At 45.6% G+C, this 17,711-nt stretch carries 17 protein-coding genes; 14 read left to right on the top strand and 3 right to left on the bottom strand.

Annotation, left to right across the window (positions count from 1 at the left end; all coding sequences use genetic code 11):
- Positions 1–3: 3 nt before the first annotated feature.
- Positions 4–579, bottom strand: coding sequence for a YflT domain-containing protein (locus FS666_RS16975; protein ID WP_144463306.1), 576 nt, complete (start codon positions 577–579; stop codon positions 4–6).
- A 178-nt stretch (positions 580–757) separates the two neighbouring features.
- Here FS666_RS16975 and ruvA point away from each other — a divergent pair, with 178 nt between their 5' ends.
- The 6 genes from ruvA to yajC are packed head-to-tail and all read left to right on the top strand — an operon-like array spanning position 758 to position 5,093.
- Positions 758–1,378: a Holliday junction branch migration protein RuvA gene (ruvA, locus tag FS666_RS16970; protein ID WP_144463275.1), complete on the top strand. Its 621-nt coding sequence runs from the start codon at positions 758–760 to the stop codon at positions 1,376–1,378.
- A gap of 20 nt (positions 1,379–1,398) precedes the next feature.
- Entirely contained in the window at positions 1,399–2,400 is a 1,002-nt protein-coding gene (gene ruvB, locus FS666_RS16965; protein WP_120068826.1) for a Holliday junction branch migration DNA helicase RuvB, read from the top strand.
- Positions 2,397–2,603 (top strand): DUF2905 domain-containing protein, encoded by a 207-nt coding sequence (locus FS666_RS16960; protein ID WP_120068823.1) that lies wholly within the window; start codon positions 2,397–2,399, stop codon positions 2,601–2,603. The genes ruvB and FS666_RS16960 overlap by 4 nt, the downstream gene beginning before the upstream one ends.
- Before the next feature lie 3 nt (positions 2,604–2,606).
- Positions 2,607–3,635, top strand: coding sequence for a tRNA preQ1(34) S-adenosylmethionine ribosyltransferase-isomerase QueA (gene queA / locus FS666_RS16955; protein WP_120068820.1), 1,029 nt, complete (start codon positions 2,607–2,609; stop codon positions 3,633–3,635).
- Positions 3,636–3,661: 26 nt separating this feature from the next.
- Complete coding sequence (tgt, locus tag FS666_RS16950) at positions 3,662–4,801, top strand: tRNA guanosine(34) transglycosylase Tgt (protein WP_120068817.1); 1,140 nt, start codon at positions 3,662–3,664, stop codon at positions 4,799–4,801.
- A gap of 31 nt (positions 4,802–4,832) precedes the next feature.
- Complete coding sequence (gene yajC, locus FS666_RS16945) at positions 4,833–5,093, top strand: preprotein translocase subunit YajC (RefSeq protein ID WP_120068814.1); 261 nt, start codon at positions 4,833–4,835, stop codon at positions 5,091–5,093.
- Positions 5,094–5,145: 52 nt separating this feature from the next.
- Here the strand turns inward: yajC and FS666_RS16940 are convergent, their stop codons facing one another.
- Complete coding sequence (locus FS666_RS16940; protein WP_120068812.1) at positions 5,146–5,541, bottom strand: TIGR04086 family membrane protein; 396 nt, start codon at positions 5,539–5,541, stop codon at positions 5,146–5,148.
- Positions 5,542–5,692: 151 nt separating this feature from the next.
- Here FS666_RS16940 and FS666_RS16935 point away from each other — a divergent pair, with 151 nt between their 5' ends.
- Positions 5,693–6,349, top strand: coding sequence for a DUF421 domain-containing protein (locus FS666_RS16935; protein WP_120068809.1), 657 nt, complete (start codon positions 5,693–5,695; stop codon positions 6,347–6,349).
- Between the two features lie 108 nt (positions 6,350–6,457).
- On the opposite strand, the gene spoVB is transcribed toward FS666_RS16935, so the two are convergent.
- On the bottom strand, positions 6,458–8,002 hold the full coding sequence (gene spoVB / locus FS666_RS16930; protein ID WP_120068806.1) for a stage V sporulation protein B: 1,545 nt from the start codon (positions 8,000–8,002) through the stop codon (positions 6,458–6,460).
- Positions 8,003–8,122: 120 nt separating this feature from the next.
- On the opposite strand from spoVB, the gene FS666_RS16925 reads away from it, so the two are divergent.
- From FS666_RS16925 to dtd, 7 genes are all read left to right on the top strand, one after another.
- A complete protein-coding gene (locus FS666_RS16925) occupies positions 8,123–8,440 on the top strand; it encodes a post-transcriptional regulator (protein ID WP_144463277.1) in 318 nt (105 codons plus the stop codon).
- A 74-nt stretch (positions 8,441–8,514) separates the two neighbouring features.
- Positions 8,515–10,782 carry a protein translocase subunit SecDF gene (gene secDF / locus FS666_RS16920; RefSeq protein WP_144463279.1) on the top strand — a complete coding sequence of 756 codons (2,268 nt, stop codon included), beginning with the start codon at positions 8,515–8,517 and terminating at the stop codon, positions 10,780–10,782.
- Positions 10,783–10,884: 102 nt separating this feature from the next.
- Complete coding sequence (locus tag FS666_RS16915; RefSeq protein WP_144463281.1) at positions 10,885–11,802, top strand: cation diffusion facilitator family transporter; 918 nt, start codon at positions 10,885–10,887, stop codon at positions 11,800–11,802.
- A 98-nt stretch (positions 11,803–11,900) separates the two neighbouring features.
- A complete protein-coding gene (gene recJ, locus FS666_RS16910) occupies positions 11,901–14,264 on the top strand; it encodes a single-stranded-DNA-specific exonuclease RecJ (protein ID WP_144463282.1) in 2,364 nt (787 codons plus the stop codon).
- A complete protein-coding gene (locus FS666_RS16905) occupies positions 14,255–14,767 on the top strand; it encodes an adenine phosphoribosyltransferase (RefSeq protein WP_144463284.1) in 513 nt (170 codons plus the stop codon). Before recJ ends, FS666_RS16905 begins: the two co-directional genes overlap by 10 nt.
- Positions 14,768–14,946: 179 nt before the next feature.
- Complete coding sequence (locus FS666_RS16900; protein WP_144463286.1) at positions 14,947–17,136, top strand: RelA/SpoT family protein; 2,190 nt, start codon at positions 14,947–14,949, stop codon at positions 17,134–17,136.
- Positions 17,137–17,150: 14 nt separating this feature from the next.
- The gene (dtd, locus tag FS666_RS16895; protein ID WP_144463288.1) at positions 17,151–17,600 is read left to right on the top strand and encodes a D-aminoacyl-tRNA deacylase; all 450 of its coding nucleotides are present in this window, start codon (positions 17,151–17,153) and stop codon (positions 17,598–17,600) included.
- Positions 17,601–17,711: the final 111 nt, after the last annotated feature.

The following is a 17,711-nucleotide window of genomic DNA, read 5'->3' as shown; positions in this document are numbered from 1 at the left end:
CACTTATAACACCGAGAAATTAGACTTTTTATATTTTGATTTCCTTAACGTTGTAAATCCGCATTTTCCTGACGCTACCCCTATTCTTGCTTGCGGACCATGTTCATCCCTGTCAAACCTATCTCCTGTTGTAAAGTTGTCCACTTTTTCACCGTGAACTTTTACATCAACTGTATTGTTCAGAGGCATGTTTTCAGTTGAGAGTAAACCAGTTCTGCCTTGATCGGCATCACTGTCCACCAGCACTAAAATATGTCCATTTTCCACTTCATTCGCATACCTGTCAACATCCGCTTCCGTCATCCCAAGATCCAAAAGCTGATCTGAGTATTTCTTGGTTTCCGCATCTTCATTATTGAAAAATGATTTAAGTTCTTCCCAAAGGTTGTCCTGTCCTGCTGTATGTTGAATGTTATCTTTTACAGGGACACCGGTCTTTTCTTCAATTGTATTGGACTTCAATTCATCATCGGCAACCACAAAGATATGGTCGTTATCTATTCCGTCGTCTCTTAGGGAATCAATGGCCTTTATGGCTTCAAAACTTGTGGCGAAAATTCCGACAACATTTTTCTTCATTGTGAAGCCCTCCTTTATTCATAATGGGAAAAGAAGTGTTGCATTGTGTTTACCCTGTTGAAATAACAATAAACTTTTGCTTTATATCCTTGCCGGCTAGAACATATGTTGTTTTTTGTGTAATAGTGAATGAATTATATGATACAATGATGGTTAGTATGAAAGAGGAGAGAAACCATTGTACGAATACATCAAAGGGACTGTAGAGCATATCGGCCCCGAATATATTGTGATAGAGAATAACGGAATCGGCTATCAGATTTTAACGCCGAATCCTTTCGTTTTTTCAGCCAAAAAAGGCACGGAGGCCGTCATCTATACATACCAGCATGTTCGGGAGGACATCCTTGCACTTTATGGCTTTGGAACCAATACTGAAAGGGAAATGTTCAAGAAGCTGATCAGTGTTTCGGGAATCGGCCCTAAAGGCGCTCTGGCCATCCTGGCGTTCGGGGAGCCTGAACAAGTCATCCATGCAATTGAAATGGAAGATGAAAAGTTTTTGACCAAATTTCCTGGAGTCGGCAAGAAAACGGCCAGACAAATGATCCTGGATTTGAAAGGAAAACTGCACGATGTGCTGCCGGAAGGAATGACGGAAGCCGCGGCGGATATCGATTATGAAACAGCAGGAGAAGCATCTGATGGTTCGGTTGAACTGGATGAAGCGATGCTTGCTCTTGCAGCATTGGGGTACTCCGAGCGGGAGTTGAAAAAGGTCCGCCCAAAACTTGCAAAAGAGAATCTGACGACAGACCAGTTTATAAAAAGCGCGCTTCAATTGCTTATGAAACAATAACATGGAAGGAGTGATCATGGATGGAGGAAAGGGTGCTTTCCGGAGAAGCGTCTATGAATGATGTGTCTTTTGAACAAAGTCTCCGTCCGCAGTCGCTTTCCCAGTATATCGGCCAAGACAAAGTGAAGGATAATTTGTCCATTTTTATTGAAGCGGCGAAAATGAGAAAGGAAGCTCTTGACCATGTTTTGCTGTATGGTCCGCCAGGTCTTGGAAAAACAACGCTGGCTGTCGTGATTGCCAACGAAATGGGTGTGAACGTAAGGACAACGTCAGGTCCGGCCATAGAGCGGCCGGGGGATCTTGCGGCCATCCTTACTTCTCTTGAACCTGGAGAAGTATTGTTTATAGATGAGATTCACCGTTTGCCGCGTGCGATAGAAGAGGTTTTGTACCCCGCAATGGAAGATTATTGCCTCGATATTGTCATTGGAAAAGGACCGGAGGCCCGGTCTGTCAGATTGGATTTGCCTCCGTTTACGCTTGTCGGCGCCACGACACGCGCCGGAGCTGTTTCCGCCCCTTTGCGCGATCGTTTTGGAGTGCTCTGCCGCTTGGAATATTATAATGAAAGCCAGCTGACTGATATTGTCGTCAGGACTTCCGACATACTCGAAACGGAAATTGAATGGGACGGAGCAGTTGAAATTGCCAGGCGTTCCAGGGGAACACCCAGAATTGCCAACCGGCTTCTCAGAAGGGTCCGTGACTTTGCGCAGGTTCGAGGGGATGGCGTCATTACACTTCCGTTGGCTGATGAAGCCCTTGAATTGCTGCAGGTTGACAAGCTTGGGCTTGATCATATTGATCATAAGCTGCTGCGGGGAATCATTGAGAAGTTCAGGGGCGGTCCAGTCGGTATCGGTACAATCGCGGCAAGCATCGGGGAGGAATCAACTACGATTGAAGATGTGTATGAACCTTATCTCCTCCAAATCGGTTTCCTGCAGCGGACTCCGAGGGGGCGGATGGTGACGCAGCAAGTATATGAACATTTCAAATTGGAGGTGCCGCACCGTTGAACGGGATGGCGAAGCTTTTAATGGTTGCCGGTGCTGTGATTTTCATCGCCGGGTTTCTGATCCATTTTCTTAAGCTCGGAAGGCTTCCCGGCGATATTGTTATCAAAAAAGGAAATGCCACTTTCTTTTTCCCTGTCATGACATCCATCATTATAAGCGTCATTTTATCGGCAATCTTTTTTCTAGTTGGGAGGCTTAAATGAATTTTGAAAGTAGATATGTTTGATTTCGACCTACCTGAGGAGCTGATTGCGCAAACACCGCTGAAAAACCGGTCTTCAAGCAGGTTGATGGTTTTGAATAAGCTTACAGGTGAAATAAAACATGAAACGTTCAGCAAACTGATCGATTATTTGAATCCCGGCGACTGCCTTGTTTTAAATGATACAAAGGTTCTGCCTGCCCGTCTGTTCGGGATAAAAACGGACACTGGGGCAAAAGTTGAAGTGCTTTTGCTTAAGCAAGTGCACGGAGATTGCTGGGAGACGCTCGTTAAGCCTGCAAAGCGCGTAAAAACCGGAACTGTCATTTCTTTTGGTGACGGCCAACTGAAAGCGGTCTGCACGGGAACGGAGGAGCACGGTGGCAGGCTGTTCGAGTTTCAATATGAAGGTATCTTTTATGAAATTTTGGATGCTCTCGGGAAGATGCCCCTCCCTCCTTACATAAAGGAACAGTTGGAAGACCAGGACAGATACCAGACGGTATATGCGCGTGAAAGGGGATCAGCCGCCGCTCCGACGGCAGGCCTCCATTTTACAAATGAATTGCTTGAAAATATAAAAGAAAAAGGTGTCCATGTGACCTTCATTACCCTTCATGTGGGACTTGGAACATTCAGGCCCGTTAGTGTGGATAGTGTTGAAGATCATGATATGCATGCTGAGTTTTACCGCATGTCAGAGGAGACGGCAGACCTTCTGAACAAGGTGAAAAAGGATGGAGGCAGAATCATTTCAGTAGGAACCACTTCTACGAGGACACTTGAAACGATCGCTGGGGCAAATGACGGTTTATTTATAGCCGGAAGCGGCTGGACTGACATTTTCATTTACCCGGGTTACACATTCCAGGCCGTTGACGGGCTGGTGACGAATTTTCATCTGCCAATGTCCACATTGATCATGCTTGTCAGTGCATTGGCCGGACGTGAACATATTCTCCATGCATACGAAACGGCTGTTCAAGAGAAATACAGGTTTTTCAGCTTTGGAGATGCAATGCTGATTATTTAATCTGATACAGGAAAGGGGGGTGCTCATTGCCTGCCATTACATATGAATTGATCAAAACTTGCAAACAGACAGGTGCCAGGCTGGGAATGGTCCATACTCCGCATGGATCATATGAGACGCCCATGTTTATGCCGGTAGGAACGCTGGCAACTGTCAAAACGATGAGCCCAGAAGAATTGAAAGAAATGGGCGCGGGCATCATTCTCAGCAATACATATCATTTATGGCTGCGGCCTGGAGAGGATATTGTTGAAGAGGCCGGAGGGCTTCACAAGTTTATGAACTGGGATCAAGGAATTTTAACCGATTCAGGCGGTTTCCAGGTATTCAGCCTAAGCGAATTCAGGCAGATCGAAGAAGAAGGGGTCCATTTCCGGAACCACCTGAATGGGGATAAATTATTTCTATCACCCGAAAAGGCGATGTCCATCCAAAATTCATTAGGGTCCGATATTATGATGGCGTTTGATGAATGTCCGCCATACCCGGCTTCTCACGAATATATGAAAAACTCGGTGGAACGGACATCGCGCTGGGCTGAAAGATGCCTAAATGCCCACAAGCGCCCGAAAGACCAGGGGCTTTTCGGGATTGTGCAGGGCGGTGAATATGAAGATTTGCGCAAGCAGAGTGCAAAAGATCTTGTTTCCCTTGACTTTCCCGGCTATGCGATTGGCGGCTTGTCTGTGGGTGAACCGAAAGATGTAATGAACCGCATGCTTGAATTTACAACCCCGCTTTTACCGTCCGACAAACCTCGTTATTTGATGGGAGTGGGTTCACCGGATTCTCTTGTTGACGGCGCGATAAGAGGGGTGGACATGTTTGACTGTGTCCTTCCGACGCGCATTGCAAGAAATGGCACTCTGATGACAAGCCAAGGGCGCCTGGTTGTGAAAAATGCGGCCTATGCGAGAGATTTTGGGCCATTGGATGAAGATTGCGATTGTTACGCCTGCCGGAATTATTCACGTGCCTATGTCCGCCATTTAATTAAATGCAACGAAACATTCGGAATTAGGCTTACGACTTACCATAATTTATATTTTCTGTTAAAATTGATGAAGCAAGTCAGAGATGCGATTAAAGAAGATCGTCTCGGTGACTTCAGGGAAGAATTTTTTGAGCGCTATGGATTTAATCGTCCTGACGCAAAAAATTTCTAATAATACATCATCTAAGAAAGGGGGAAGGAGCTTGCAGACACTTGCTAATCTAACACCGTTTATATTGATGTTCGTTCTATTTTACTTTTTGTTAATCAGGCCGAACCAAAAACGGCAAAAGGCTGTCCAAACGATGCAGAACAATTTGCAAAAAGGGGACAAGGTGATTACTATCGGAGGTCTCCATGGGACGATCGACGCAATTGATGAAGGGAAAGTAGTCATTCTTTGCGGTGATGGCAGCAGACTTACATATGATCGAAATGCGATTCGCGAAGTAGTGCAATCTTAGGAAAGATCAATGCAAAAAAGAAGCGTGACAATGTGACGCTTCTTTTTTATTTTTATGAGTGATGCTGCGGTGGACCGCCTGCGATGTTTACCCCAAGAACACCTCCCATCATGGCGGTCAATGTATAGCAAATGTAGTAAACAAGCTGTTCCAATGTGAAAAGGGAACCGTGGCCCAAATATTGATATAAGAGAATGATCAAGCTGTATAAAAGGCCCGTTGCTCCGCCCAGTACCCATCCTTTTTGCTTGCCTTTGCCGCCGCAGATGAATCCTCCGGCAAATACACTGAAAAAGGAGATGATCGTAATGAGTAAGCTGATGGATTTTTCCTGGGTATTTGTGAAAGACAGTATGAATGAAAAAATGAAACTCGTAATGGCAGCGAGCAAAAATATCGTGATTACCCCATATAAAACCGATACTCCGAAATTCTTCGCCTCGATCATCTTTCACTCCTTTCCTTGAATCATTTGGGCAAAATACGCCTGTCCTTCTACAAACATATTCACAAATTCAGTTATTAGAAGCCTTTTTCCTCATGTTTATCAATTTGTTGTCTATACTAAGTCATGAGTTTGAGGACAGGAGGAAACAAAGGTGAACGATTATCTGATTATAATCTTGCGGACAATACTCCTGTACGGAGTGATCCTTATTATTTTCCGCCTGGCGGGAAAAAGGGAAATTGGAGAGCTTAGCGTTCTGGACCTTGTGGTTTTCATCATGATCGGGGAAATGGCTGTTGTTGCAATTGAGCAGCATAAAGATCCGATCATGCATACGATTGTGCCTATGTCAGTTTTGCTTATCATTCAGGTGGGAATGGCCTTTTTTTCATTAAAAAGCCGTAAATTCAGGCATATCATTGATGGAAAAGCAACAGTCCTCATTGAAAGAGGAAATATTAATGAGAGAGAAATGAAAAAGCACCGTTATAATTTTGACGATTTGCTCATGCAGCTGCGGCAGAAGGATATAAGCAATATCGCAGATGTTGAGTTTGCCATCCTGGAAACGTCAGGGGAATTATCTGTGTTTAAAAAAGGAAACAAAAAGAAGGCCGGTTCTGTGACCATTCCCCTTATCGTAGACGGAAAAATCCAGCAGGAGGGTTTAAAAGAATCGAATAAAAGCGAGCAATGGCTTAGGCGGGAACTAAAAACAAGAGGGCATAAAGATATCGAGAATATTTCCTTTTGCAGTTTTCAGGACGGAAACTTTTTTGTTGATTACATTGATGAAAAGAAGAAATGACGAGGGGCCTGGATCCTGCCGCATTAATGCATTGCCACTTTAACGTGATGGGGGACAGTCCCCCATCGAATTAAAGTGTTAATGCTTTAAAGTGATGAGGCCCCGGCTTTATTTTATTATATTGCCGATGACCGGGATTTTTGTCATGTCATTTTTATTCACCAGTTTAAAGCCAAACAGCAAAGCTAAATAGATCAGTGTTGTGATGATGATTCCTATGGCCAGTTTTATAAAATTCGAATCAAAAAAGAGAGAGTCGAATATTATTTTTCCGCTCCAGCCTGCCAGTATGGCAGCAGCGAAAAATTTTACATAATCAAAAATATATACGGTAAATTGGACCTTCTTTAAAACGGTGGCATAGTGCAGTGCGGTGATCAGCAAGGTTCCCGCTGCAATTCCAAGCGCCGCCCCTGTAATCCCGATGTGCGGCTGGGATGCCAGCATAAAGATGACGGCAAGCTTGACGGCGTTCCCGATCAGGCTGTTGATCATGGCAGCCCTGGCCAGGTCAAGGGCCTGCAAAATAGCCTGCAGCGGTCCCTGATAGTAATGAAAGATAAAAAATGGGGCCATTAGCCTGATAAAATAAGCGCCATTTTCCGATCCGTATATGAGTTTCATTAATGGCTCGGAAAATGTGAACAAAACGATCACTGACAGTCCGCCGGAAAGCAGGGCGAAGCGCAGCGCCTGCTGAAGCCTGTATTCCACCAGCCTATGGTTGCGGACTGCGTTGGCCTCACTTATGGCCGGAACGAGCGATGTTGCAAGAGAGAACGTAATAAAGGAAGGCAGGGTCAGCAAAGGCAGGGCATATCCGGTCAAAAGTCCGTACTGTTTTGTGGCAATGCCGGCGGCAACACCTGCCAACAGCAGGCTCTGAGATACGATGATCGGCTCGAAAAACCAGGACAAAGACCCGATCATCCTGCTGCCCGTCGTAGGCAGTGCCACTTGCATCAGTTCTTTGAACGTTTCCTTTCCGCCTTTTAATGCATTTAAAAAATGTCTTCTGACCGGAAATCTTTTTTTTACTTTAAACATGGCAAACAAGTATAAAAGAGAAACGAGCTCTCCTATAACTGTGGCAACCATCGCTGCAGCCGCCGCATATTCGATCCCCATTGGAAGAAAGGCTTTTGTAAGCACTGCAATCAGCGTGATGCGGACTGCCTGTTCCAAAATTTGGGATACAGCAGACGGCTTCATATTCTGCTTACCCTGGAAATAGCCCCTGATGACAGAGGAAACGGCAACGATCGGTATGATCGGCGCAATAGCTGTAAGCGGGTAATAGGTTCTGGGATCGGTAAAGAGTGTTTTTGAAAGCAGCGGCCCCAGCATGATTAACGCAGGGGTAAAGATCAGCGAGAGCGTTCCTGTTACAGTCAAAGAAACAACGAGAATCTTTTTTACTTTCCGTTGATCCCCTTTTATGTCCGCTTCAGCGACTGCTTTGGAAATGGCTACGGGCAGACCGAGTTGTGTAATGGTCACAACAAGGAGTAAAGTCGGATAGGCCATCATGTACAAACCTACCCCTTCTTCCCCGATCAGCCGGGCAATGACGATTCTGTTTATGAAACCAAGCAGCCTTGTGACGAGGCCAGCAGCCATCAATATCATTGTTCCTTTTAAAAACTTTGACATCTATTTCCCTGCCTTCTCAAATTTGCTCAATTCGATTACAATTATGTATATGCATGGAGTTGGACAAAGCATGACAAGTTCAGTCTTTGTCTTGCGCAAAATGGAAGGGTGGATAACCGGATGGCGGAACGGAATCATGAATACGAAGACTATTTCCATAGGCTCAAACCTGCTTTAATGAGCAAGGCGGAGGAGTTTGCGGTACTTGGCTATGAGGATATTTCCATCGAGGATTTATGGAGATTTTTAACCGAAAAAACATGGAGAAAGCCTAAGGAAGGGGTAAGGGTGCACGAATTGGTTTCCGATGTCCTCTCATTGAAAGCCGGTGACTTTATGAACTTTGCAACTGTGGAAGCGTATCGTTCCCAGGGAGATCCATTTGAGGGCCTCGGGAATGACGACCTTCAACAACTATTGAAAACAGATGAAGATTGACACCCCATTTTATCTGTTTCATAATCTAAACAGACATAAGAAGATGCATGAATCGCAAGGAGGACTTATATTTAATGGTAAAAAGAAGCAGGATCGTGGCCTTTTTTCTCATATTAATTTTTCTCGCAGGAATCATGGGCTCGACCACAAACAGTATCATCAACCACATAAAGCTGGGTCTTGACCTCCAAGGCGGTTTTGAAGTTTTATATGACGTAAAACCGGCAAAAGAAGGGCAAAAAATAACAAGGGACACTTTGGTACATACAACGGATGCGCTCAGTCGAAGGGTTGACGTACTTGGTGTAAGCGAACCGAATATCCAGGTTGAAGGCACGAACAGGATCAGGGTCCAGCTCGCGGGAGTCGAAGATCAGACACAGGCGAGGGAGATTCTTGGAACACAGGCGACGCTCACATTCAGGGATGTCAATGACAATGTGATGCTGGACGGGACCGACCTTGTTGAAGGAGCTGCCAAACAAAGCTTTTCCCCGGATACGAACCAGCCCATTGTCCTCGTCAAATTGAAGGATAAAAAGAAATTCAAAGAAGTGACCCAAAAGATTCTCAGCATGAAGCCGAACAATCAACTGGCCATTTGGATGGATTTTGAAGAAGGCGTTGACTCATACGAAAAGGCGGTCGCAAGCGGCAGCCAAAAATTGCTTTCCGCTCCAAATGTCAATCAGGTGTTTAATCAAACCGATGTTTCGATTGAGGGGAATTTTACAACTGAGGAGGCAGAGAACCTTGCCAACCTGCTCAATGCCGGTGCCCTCCCTGTCAAGCTGACAGAAGTGTATTCAACGTCAGTGGGCGCCCAATTCGGTGAGCAGGCGATGGATAAAACCGTAACAGCCGGAATGATCGGGATAGCGATCATATTCTTGTTCATGATCTTTTATTACCGCTTCCCGGGATTCATTGCGTCGATTACCTTATCCGTCTATATTTATTTGATTTTGCTCATATTTACACTGATGCAGGGAGTGCTTACGTTACCGGGTATCGCTGCACTGATTCTGGGGGTTGGGATGGCGGTTGACGCCAACATACTGACATATGAAAGGCTGAAGGAAGAGATCAGGCTTGGACGGTCGCTGCGCTCTGCTTTCCAGGCAGGAAACAAGTCTTCGTTCGTAGCCATTCTTGACGCCAATATAACTACCTTATTGGCCGGAGCGGTTCTTTTTTACTTCGGTACAAGCTCTGTCAAAGGGTTTGCAACGATGCTCATATTAAGTATACTGATGAGCTTTGTCACGGCCGTTTACGGGTCGAGATTCCTTCTGGGACTATGGATCAACAGCCGTTTCTTTAAAGAAAAGCCGGGCTGGTTCGGGGTGAAGAAATCCGAGGTTCATGACCTGTCGGAAAATATTTCGGCACATGAGCTGAAAACGCCATTCGACCGATTTGATTTCGTGAAAAACAGGAAGAAGTTTTATATCTTTTCCATCTCCCTGTTCATTGCGGGGGCTATCGTCCTTGGCATGTTCAAGTTAAATCTCGGAATTGACTTTTCAAGCGGAACCCGTGTGGAAATCAATGCCGGCAAGCCTTTGACAACCGAAGAGGTGAAAACGGAACTGGAGGCAATCGGAATGCCTACTGACGATATTGTCCTTTCCGGAAACGATCAGGACATCGGCGTTGCCCGTTATAAAGGCGTTATGTCCAAAAATGAGATTGCAAAGCTGAAAAGCCATTTTGAAGAAAAATATGGTACGGATCCGAATGTCAGTACTGTGTCTTCCACAGTAGGAAAAGAGCTTGCCAGAAACGCTTTATATGCTCTTGCTATAGCAATGTTGGGCATTGTCATATATGTTTCGTTCCGATTTGAATCCAGGATGGGTCTCTCGGCTATCCTTGGTCTTGTCCATGATGCCTTTTTCATTGTTGCGTTTTTCAGCCTGACGCGGCTTGAGGTGGACCTGACATTTATTGCTGCTGTTTTGACAATTGTCGGGTACTCCATCAATGATACGATTGTCACATTTGACCGGATCCGCGAAAATATGAGAGCGAAAAAACGCCTGAAAACTGAGCAGGATATTGCAGAGATTGTGAACAAGGGGCTTCGCCAGACCCTGACGCGATCCATTAATACGGTGTTGACAGTCATCGTCACTGTTGTTGCTCTGTTGATCTTCGGCAGTGAGTCCATTCGGAGCTTCTCTCTCGCCTTGCTCGTCGGGCTGTTGGCGGGAACTTATTCGTCCATCTTCATTTCTGCACAGCTTTGGTACGATTTGAAAGTAAAAGAATTGAAGAAAAAAGGCCCCATCAAAACGGTGAAAGAAAAGAAGAAATGGTCGGACGAGCCCCAAGTATAGGGCATTCTATAGTACGCTAAACAAAAAAAGCCGCTGATTGCGGCTTTTTTGCTTGGAAAGGGCAGTATAAGTAATACAGCTTTTAAAAAGGGGACTGTCTATATGGAACAGAAGGACCGTTTTAAACAAGCAGAGGTTGCAGCATGGGCAGGCATTATCGTCAATATATTGCTCACTCTTATAAAGGGCATTTTTGGCTTGAAAGGGCACAGTAAAGCTTTGCTTGCGGATGCTGTTCATTCCGCGTCGGACATTGTCGGCTCTTTGGCTGTGTGGGTGGGCCTGCGGGCTGCAAAGCAGCCTCCGGACGAGGAGCATCCTTATGGGCATGGGAAAGCCGAATCCATAGCGGCCATTATCGTTGCAGTCATCCTGTTTATTGCCGGCGTACAAATCGGAAAATCATCTTTCGAATCATTCTTCAAACCTTTGGAAGCGCCCGGTTCGATAGCGATTTATGCTGTGGCATTTTCCATTATCGTCAAGGAGGCATTATTCCGGTACAAATACCGCCTGGGGAAAAAGCTCAATAGCGAAGCCCTGATCGTCAATGCTTATGAACACCGTTCCGATGTCTATTCGTCCATCGCCGCGTTGATTGGAATCGCTGCGTCCATCATAGGGAAAAAACTGAACATCGGCTGGCTTGTTTTTGGCGACCCTGTCGCCGGTTTGGTCGTCTCGGTCATGGTCATACGGATGGCGTGGAAACTGGGAACCGAATCCATCTATAATACATTGGACCATGTGCTGGATGATGATAAAACGGCCGGTTACAAAAATATCGTTTTATCCGTCCCAGAAGTCAGGAGAGTGGATGAACTTTATGCCCGCCAGCATGGTTATTACGTGATCATCGACTTGAAAATCGCCGTCGATCCGGAAATGACAGTGGCAGAAGGGCACCGGGCAGGTAAAAAAGTAAAGGAATTGCTGATGGATGAGCCTGATGTCCACAATGTTCTTGTCCATATTAATCCAGATTACAACGGATCCGGCGACGTAAAAAACAATGAATAATTGGCTGTCCAGCACGTTGCGGAATCAGCTCCATCCTCATGGAGAATTGAAAGGACTTCTCCCATTCTGTATAATAGGAAGCCTGGGAGAGTGAGTAAATGTTACAGCCAAATACCCGCTGGATCGTTCGGAAAACCGATGAGAAAGCGGTTCAAATACTAACTGATGAACTTGATATATCTCCGCTGACAGCCACATTGCTTGTGAACAGGGGGATTAGCGATCCTGCTGAAGCTTATCGATTTTTACATATTGAAAAAGAAGACTTTCATGATCCGTTTTTGCTGCAAGACATGAAAAAAGCGGTTGAGCGGATCCGTCAGGCAATCAAGGAACAGGAGAAAATTCTTGTATACGGCGATTATGATGCCGACGGTGTAACGAGCACCGCCGTCTTAATGACAGCATTAAGGGAATTGGGGGCTTCAGCCGAGTTTTACATACCGAATCGTTTTACGGAAGGATATGGCCCGAATGAAAAAGCTTTTCGCCGGGCCGCCGATAATGGCGTCAAGCTGATCATTACCGTTGATACCGGTATAGCATCTGTCCATGAGGCAGAAGTCGCAAAACAGCTTGGATTGGATTTGATTATCACGGATCACCATGAGATCAGGCCTGAAATACCGCCGGCATATGCCATCATACATCCAAGGCATGGCGGCACACATTATCCGTTTCCCGATCTTGCGGGAGTCGGTGTCACTTTCAAGCTTGCCCATGCCTTATACGGGACTGCGCCGGAACAGCTGCTCGACCTCGTCGCTGTCGGAACGATTGCCGACCTGGTACCCCTGCATGGGGAGAACCGGCTCATTGTCAAAAAAGGCCTACGGGTCCTCAGCCGTTCAGAGCGCCCCGGACTTGTTGCATTGAGCAAGCAGGCCGGGGTAAATCTTGCTGAAGCCAATGAAGAAACCGTCGGCTTCACAATCGGCCCCCGCCTGAATGCGGCGGGCAGGCTGTATTCTGCAGACCCTGCCGCCGAACTCTTGCTGTCAAAAGATGATGGGACGGCAGAAATGCTGGCCCGCGATATAGAACAATTAAACAACGAGAGAAAAGACATCGTTGCGGAAATAACAAAAGAAGCCGTAGAAATGGTGGAAACACTTTATCCCCCTTCCGAAAATCACGTGCTTGTCATCGGAAAAGAAGGATGGAATCCAGGGGTGATCGGCATTGTGGCTTCAAGGCTTACCGAAAAGTTCTACAGGCCGGCCATCGTCTTGGGCTATGACAAGGAGACGGGAAAGGCCAAGGGCTCTGCACGAAGCATCAAAGGCTTTGATTTGTTTGCCAATTTGCTGTCCTGCTCTGATTTGCTTGAGCATTTCGGCGGACATCCGATGGCGGCGGGAATGACTCTCTCTGTTACTGATGTGGAAGAGCTTCGAAGCAGATTGAATGTTGCGGCAAGAGACCAGCTGAGTGAGAAGGATTTGGTTCCATTTACGGATATTGATGCAGAGGCCCTATTGTCTGAAGTGGGTGTAGACTCAATAAAAGAACTGGACATGCTTGCACCATACGGGGTGGGCAATCCGAAACCGAAGTTTATGATCAGCGGCGCAGACCCGCAGGATATTAGAAAAATCGGGACTGATCAAAATCACCTGAAGCTGACTTTAAAGCAGGCCGGCGGCATGCTGGATGGAATCGGCTTTAATCTCGGATATCTTGCAGACAGTATCTCGCCTGACGCACAGCTGTCAGTCATCGGAGAACTGGCCATCAATGAATGGAATAATATGAGGAAACCGCAAATATTTATTAGAGATGCCAGTATCAGCAACTGGCAGCTGTTTGACATGCGCGGCAAAAGGCGTCCTGATAGCTGGATTCCCCTTTTACCGAAAAAGAACGTGTATTTCATCGTTTTTAGACAGCAAACGTTGGATGAGTTTTCGCTGGATGCCTCACAAGTTAAATTCATTTCTTATTACGAAGCGGCCAAAGAACTGGCCATTGATGGAAAAAGTGTTGTGTTTCTTGATATCCCTCCTAATCTAAGCCTTCTTGAGAATTTGATAGAAGGGAAGGCGCCAGATCGGATATATGCTCATTTTTCCCATGATCAGGGGCAATTTTTTAGAACGATCCCGACTAGGGAGCATTTTAAATGGTACTATGCTTTCCTTGCGAAAAGGCGGACCTTTGATGTAAGAAAGTACGGAAAAGAGCTTGAAACCTATCGCGGTTGGTCAGAAGAAACCGTCCGGTTTATGACCAAAGTGTTTTTTGAGCTGGAATTTGTTACAATAAAAGATGGAATGATCGTACTTAACCAGGTGAAAATGAAGAAAGATTTGTCGGATTCCCCTGCCTATCAACAGAAGCAGGCGGACATTGAACTTGAAAATGCTCTGATCTATTCATCATATCAGGAATTGAGGCAATGGTTTGAGAAGCGGGTTGCACACTCTGGTTATCATGAGGAGGAAGTGGATGCATGGACTTAAAACAATATATTACAATCGTTCCGGATTGGCCCCAAAAAGGGATTTTATTTAAAGATATTACGACACTGATGGATAATGGCGAGGCTTTCCGGTATGCAACGGATCAAATTGTTGAATATGCGAAAGAAAAGGAAATCGATCTCGTTGTCGGTCCCGAAGCACGCGGATTCATCATCGGCTGCCCTGTTGCCTATGCCCTCGGGGTCGGCTTTGCACCGGTCAGGAAAGAGGGAAAGCTCCCAAGAGAAACGATCAAGGCGAGTTACGGAAAAGAATACGGAAAAGATGCCTTGACCATTCACAAGGATGCGATCAAAAAGGGCCAGCGGGTATTGATTACGGATGATTTATTGGCAACCGGCGGAACGATTGAAGCGACAATCGAGCTTGTCGAAAAGCTTGGCGGCATCGTTGCAGGTATCGCTTTCCTTATTGAGCTTTCCTATTTGAACGGAAGGAAAAACCTTGAGGATTATGATCTTTTTACTCTGATGAAGTTTTAATGACTGAAAAGCACTCTCAAATGAGTGCTTTTTATTTTATCCCTCCACAATTGAGAAAAATGATGGAAAATGACAGCTCGTTCTTTACAATCAGCGTATAAAAAACGATAATAGTAATTATATATTCTTTTTTTATTCGACATTTTTCATATTTTTATTTAATAAAAAAGGTGATCCTTGTGGCAAAAGATAACATTTTAACAGCTGAAGATGTCTTTGAACAGGTAAGTGAATATTTAAATGAGGAACACGTAGAACTGGTAAAAAGGGCTTATGAATTTGCCAGTGAGGCTCATAAGGATCAGTTTCGCAAATCCGGAGAACCGTATATTATCCATCCGGTCCAGGTGGCCGGTATTCTCGCTGACCTCCAATTGGATCCCGCTGCGGTTGCTGCCGGCTTTCTTCATGATGTAGTGGAAGATACACAGGTGACCATCAAGCAGATTTCCGAGGAGTTTAATGGTGAAGTGGCGATGCTTGTTGACGGCGTCACTAAACTTGGAAAAATAAAATATAAATCGCATGAGGAGCAGCAGGCCGAAAACCATAGAAAGATGTTTGTCGCCATGGCGAAAGATATCCGGGTCATTTTGATCAAGCTTGCTGACCGTCTTCATAATATGCGGACACTAAAGCATCTCGCACCCGAGAAACAAAGAAGGATTGCCAATGAGACGCTGGAAATTTTTGCTCCGCTTGCCCACCGGCTCGGAATTTCGAAAATCAAATGGGAGTTGGAAGATACATCGCTTCGGTACATGAACCCGCAGCAATACTATCGGATTGTCAATCTGATGAAACGGAAGCGGGCCGAAAGGGAACAGTACTTGGACAACGTCATTGACGAAGTGAAGAAACGGCTGGAGGAAGTTGACATTAAGGCTGAGCTGTATGGCCGGCCCAAACATATTTATTCCATCTACCGGAAAATGACACTCCAGCACAAACAATTCAACGAAATATATGATCTTCTTGCTGTGAGGATCATCGTAAACAGCATCAAGGATTGCTATGCCGTTCTTGGTATCATCCATACATGCTGGAAGCCGATGCCCGGAAGGTTTAAAGATTATATTGCGATGCCCAAACCGAATATGTATCAGTCACTCCATACAACAGTCATCGGGCCTAAAGGGGAACCGCTGGAAGTGCAGATCCGGACGATAGAAATGCACAGGATTGCCGAGTACGGGGTTGCGGCCCACTGGGCTTATAAAGAAGGAAAGACAATTGACCAGAAATCTTCGTTCGACAAGAAACTTTCCTGGTTCAGGGAAATATTAGAATTCCAAAACGAATCGGCCAATGCCGAGGAATTCATGGAATCATTAAAAGTCGATTTATTTTCTGATATGGTGTTTGTATTCACTCCGAAGGGTGACGTCATCGAACTTCCGGCCGGATCGGTCCCGATTGATTTTGCCTACCGCATCCACTCGGAAATCGGCAACAAGACGATCGGAGCAAAGGTCAACGGGAAAATGGTCACGCTGGACTATAAACTGAGTACGGGCGATATTATAGAAATCATGACTTCCAAACATTCATACGGGCCAAGCCAGGACTGGCTCAAGCTGGCGCAGACCTCCCAAGCCAAAAATAAAATAAAGCAATTTTTCAAAAGGCAGAGAAAAGAAGAGAATATTATCAAAGGCAGGGATTTGGTTGAAAGAGAGATCAAAGAACTTGGTTTTGACGTCAAAGATATCCTTGTTCCTGAAAATATTGAAAGAACGGCGGAGAAATTCAATTTTCCGACTGAAGACGATATGTATGCGGCTGTCGGCTATAATGGCATTTCGGCACAGCAGGTCGCCAACAGGCTGACAGATAAATGGAGAAAGAAACGCGATGAGGAAGAGGCTGTCAAAGACATTGTATCAGAAGGAAAACAAACCCAGCGTCCGGGGAGACACGAAGCAGGGGTAAGAGTCAAGGGAGCGGATAATTTGCTTATCCGGCTTTCGCGCTGCTGCAATCCGGTTCCGGGTGATGAAATTATCGGTTTTATCACTAAGGGGAGAGGTGTCTCTGTCCATAGATGCGATTGCCCGAACGTTGCCAGTTCCGACCAGGAGAATCGTCTTATCCATGTTGAATGGGTGCCGGGCGGGAATACCCGGAAAGAGTATAATGTTGATATCGAAGTATTGGGCTACGACCGCCACGGACTTCTGAACGAAGTGCTGCAGACAGTAAGCGGTACAAGAACGAATATCACAGCTGTATCAGGCAGGACAGACCGGAATAAAATGGCTACGATCATGGTGACCATCGCTATCCATAACATCAGCCATCTTCATAAAGTCGTGGATAAAATCAAACAGATTCCGGACATCTATGCGGTACATCGAATCATGAACTAAAGGAGCATAAGAAAGTGAAAATCGTGCTTCAAAGGTGCAAGCAGGCGAAGGTGACAGCAGAAGGAAGGTTGACAGGATCCATCGGCAGAGGATTTGTCCTATTAGTTGGCATTACTCATGATGATACTGAAAAAGAAGCCGAATGGCTGGCCGATAAAATCATAAATCTCCGTATTTTCGAAGATGCGGATGGGAAAATGAACCGTTCATTAAAAGATGTGGATGGTGAAATCCTGTCAGTCTCCCAATTTACACTTTACGCCGACTGCAATAAAGGAAGGCGCCCCAGTTTTGTCGATGCAGCAGCTCCTGACATGGCGAATTCTATGTATGAACGCTTTAATGAACTGCTCCGGAGCAGGGGAGTAAAGGTGGAGACAGGCGTTTTCGGCGCCATGATGGAAGTCGACCTCGTCAATGATGGCCCTGTCACCCTAGTTTTGGAACGAAAAAATGAAAAATAGCTGTGGGGCTGGGCACTGTGATAAAAAGCAGTGCCCTGTTTTTTACTGAGAAAGTATAAGATGTTTTAGCTTTAAAATTTTGAACAAAGCCTTTTGTTGTCTAGCTCCAGC

It is taken from the genome of Siminovitchia fortis (genome assembly GCF_007681465.1).
Lineage (GTDB): Bacteria > Bacillota > Bacilli > Bacillales > Bacillaceae_C > Siminovitchia > Siminovitchia fortis.
Note: the sequence above shows the minus strand (reverse complement) of the source record. Positions and strands in the feature narration are given on the sequence as shown.

What these genes read in the sequence shown, in the direction of transcription:
- FS666_RS16975 (WP_144463306.1), bottom strand. Translation starts at nt 579, where the DNA reads ATGAAGAAAAATGTTGTCGGAATTTTCGCCACAAGTTTTGAAGCCATA.
- ruvB (WP_120068826.1), top strand. Translation starts at nt 1,399, where the DNA reads ATGGAGGAAAGGGTGCTTTCCGGAGAAGCGTCTATGAATGATGTGTCT.
- FS666_RS16940 (WP_120068812.1), bottom strand. Translation starts at nt 5,541, where the DNA reads ATGATCGAGGCGAAGAATTTCGGAGTATCGGTTTTATATGGGGTAATC.
- spoVB (WP_120068806.1), bottom strand. Translation starts at nt 8,002, where the DNA reads ATGTCAAAGTTTTTAAAAGGAACAATGATATTGATGGCTGCTGGCCTC.
- FS666_RS16925 (WP_144463277.1), top strand. Translation starts at nt 8,123, where the DNA reads ATGGCGGAACGGAATCATGAATACGAAGACTATTTCCATAGGCTCAAA.
- secDF (WP_144463279.1), top strand. Translation starts at nt 8,515, where the DNA reads ATGGTAAAAAGAAGCAGGATCGTGGCCTTTTTTCTCATATTAATTTTT.
- FS666_RS16915 (WP_144463281.1), top strand. Translation starts at nt 10,885, where the DNA reads ATGGAACAGAAGGACCGTTTTAAACAAGCAGAGGTTGCAGCATGGGCA.
- recJ (WP_144463282.1), top strand. Translation starts at nt 11,901, where the DNA reads ATGTTACAGCCAAATACCCGCTGGATCGTTCGGAAAACCGATGAGAAA.
- FS666_RS16905 (WP_144463284.1), top strand. Translation starts at nt 14,255, where the DNA reads ATGGACTTAAAACAATATATTACAATCGTTCCGGATTGGCCCCAAAAA.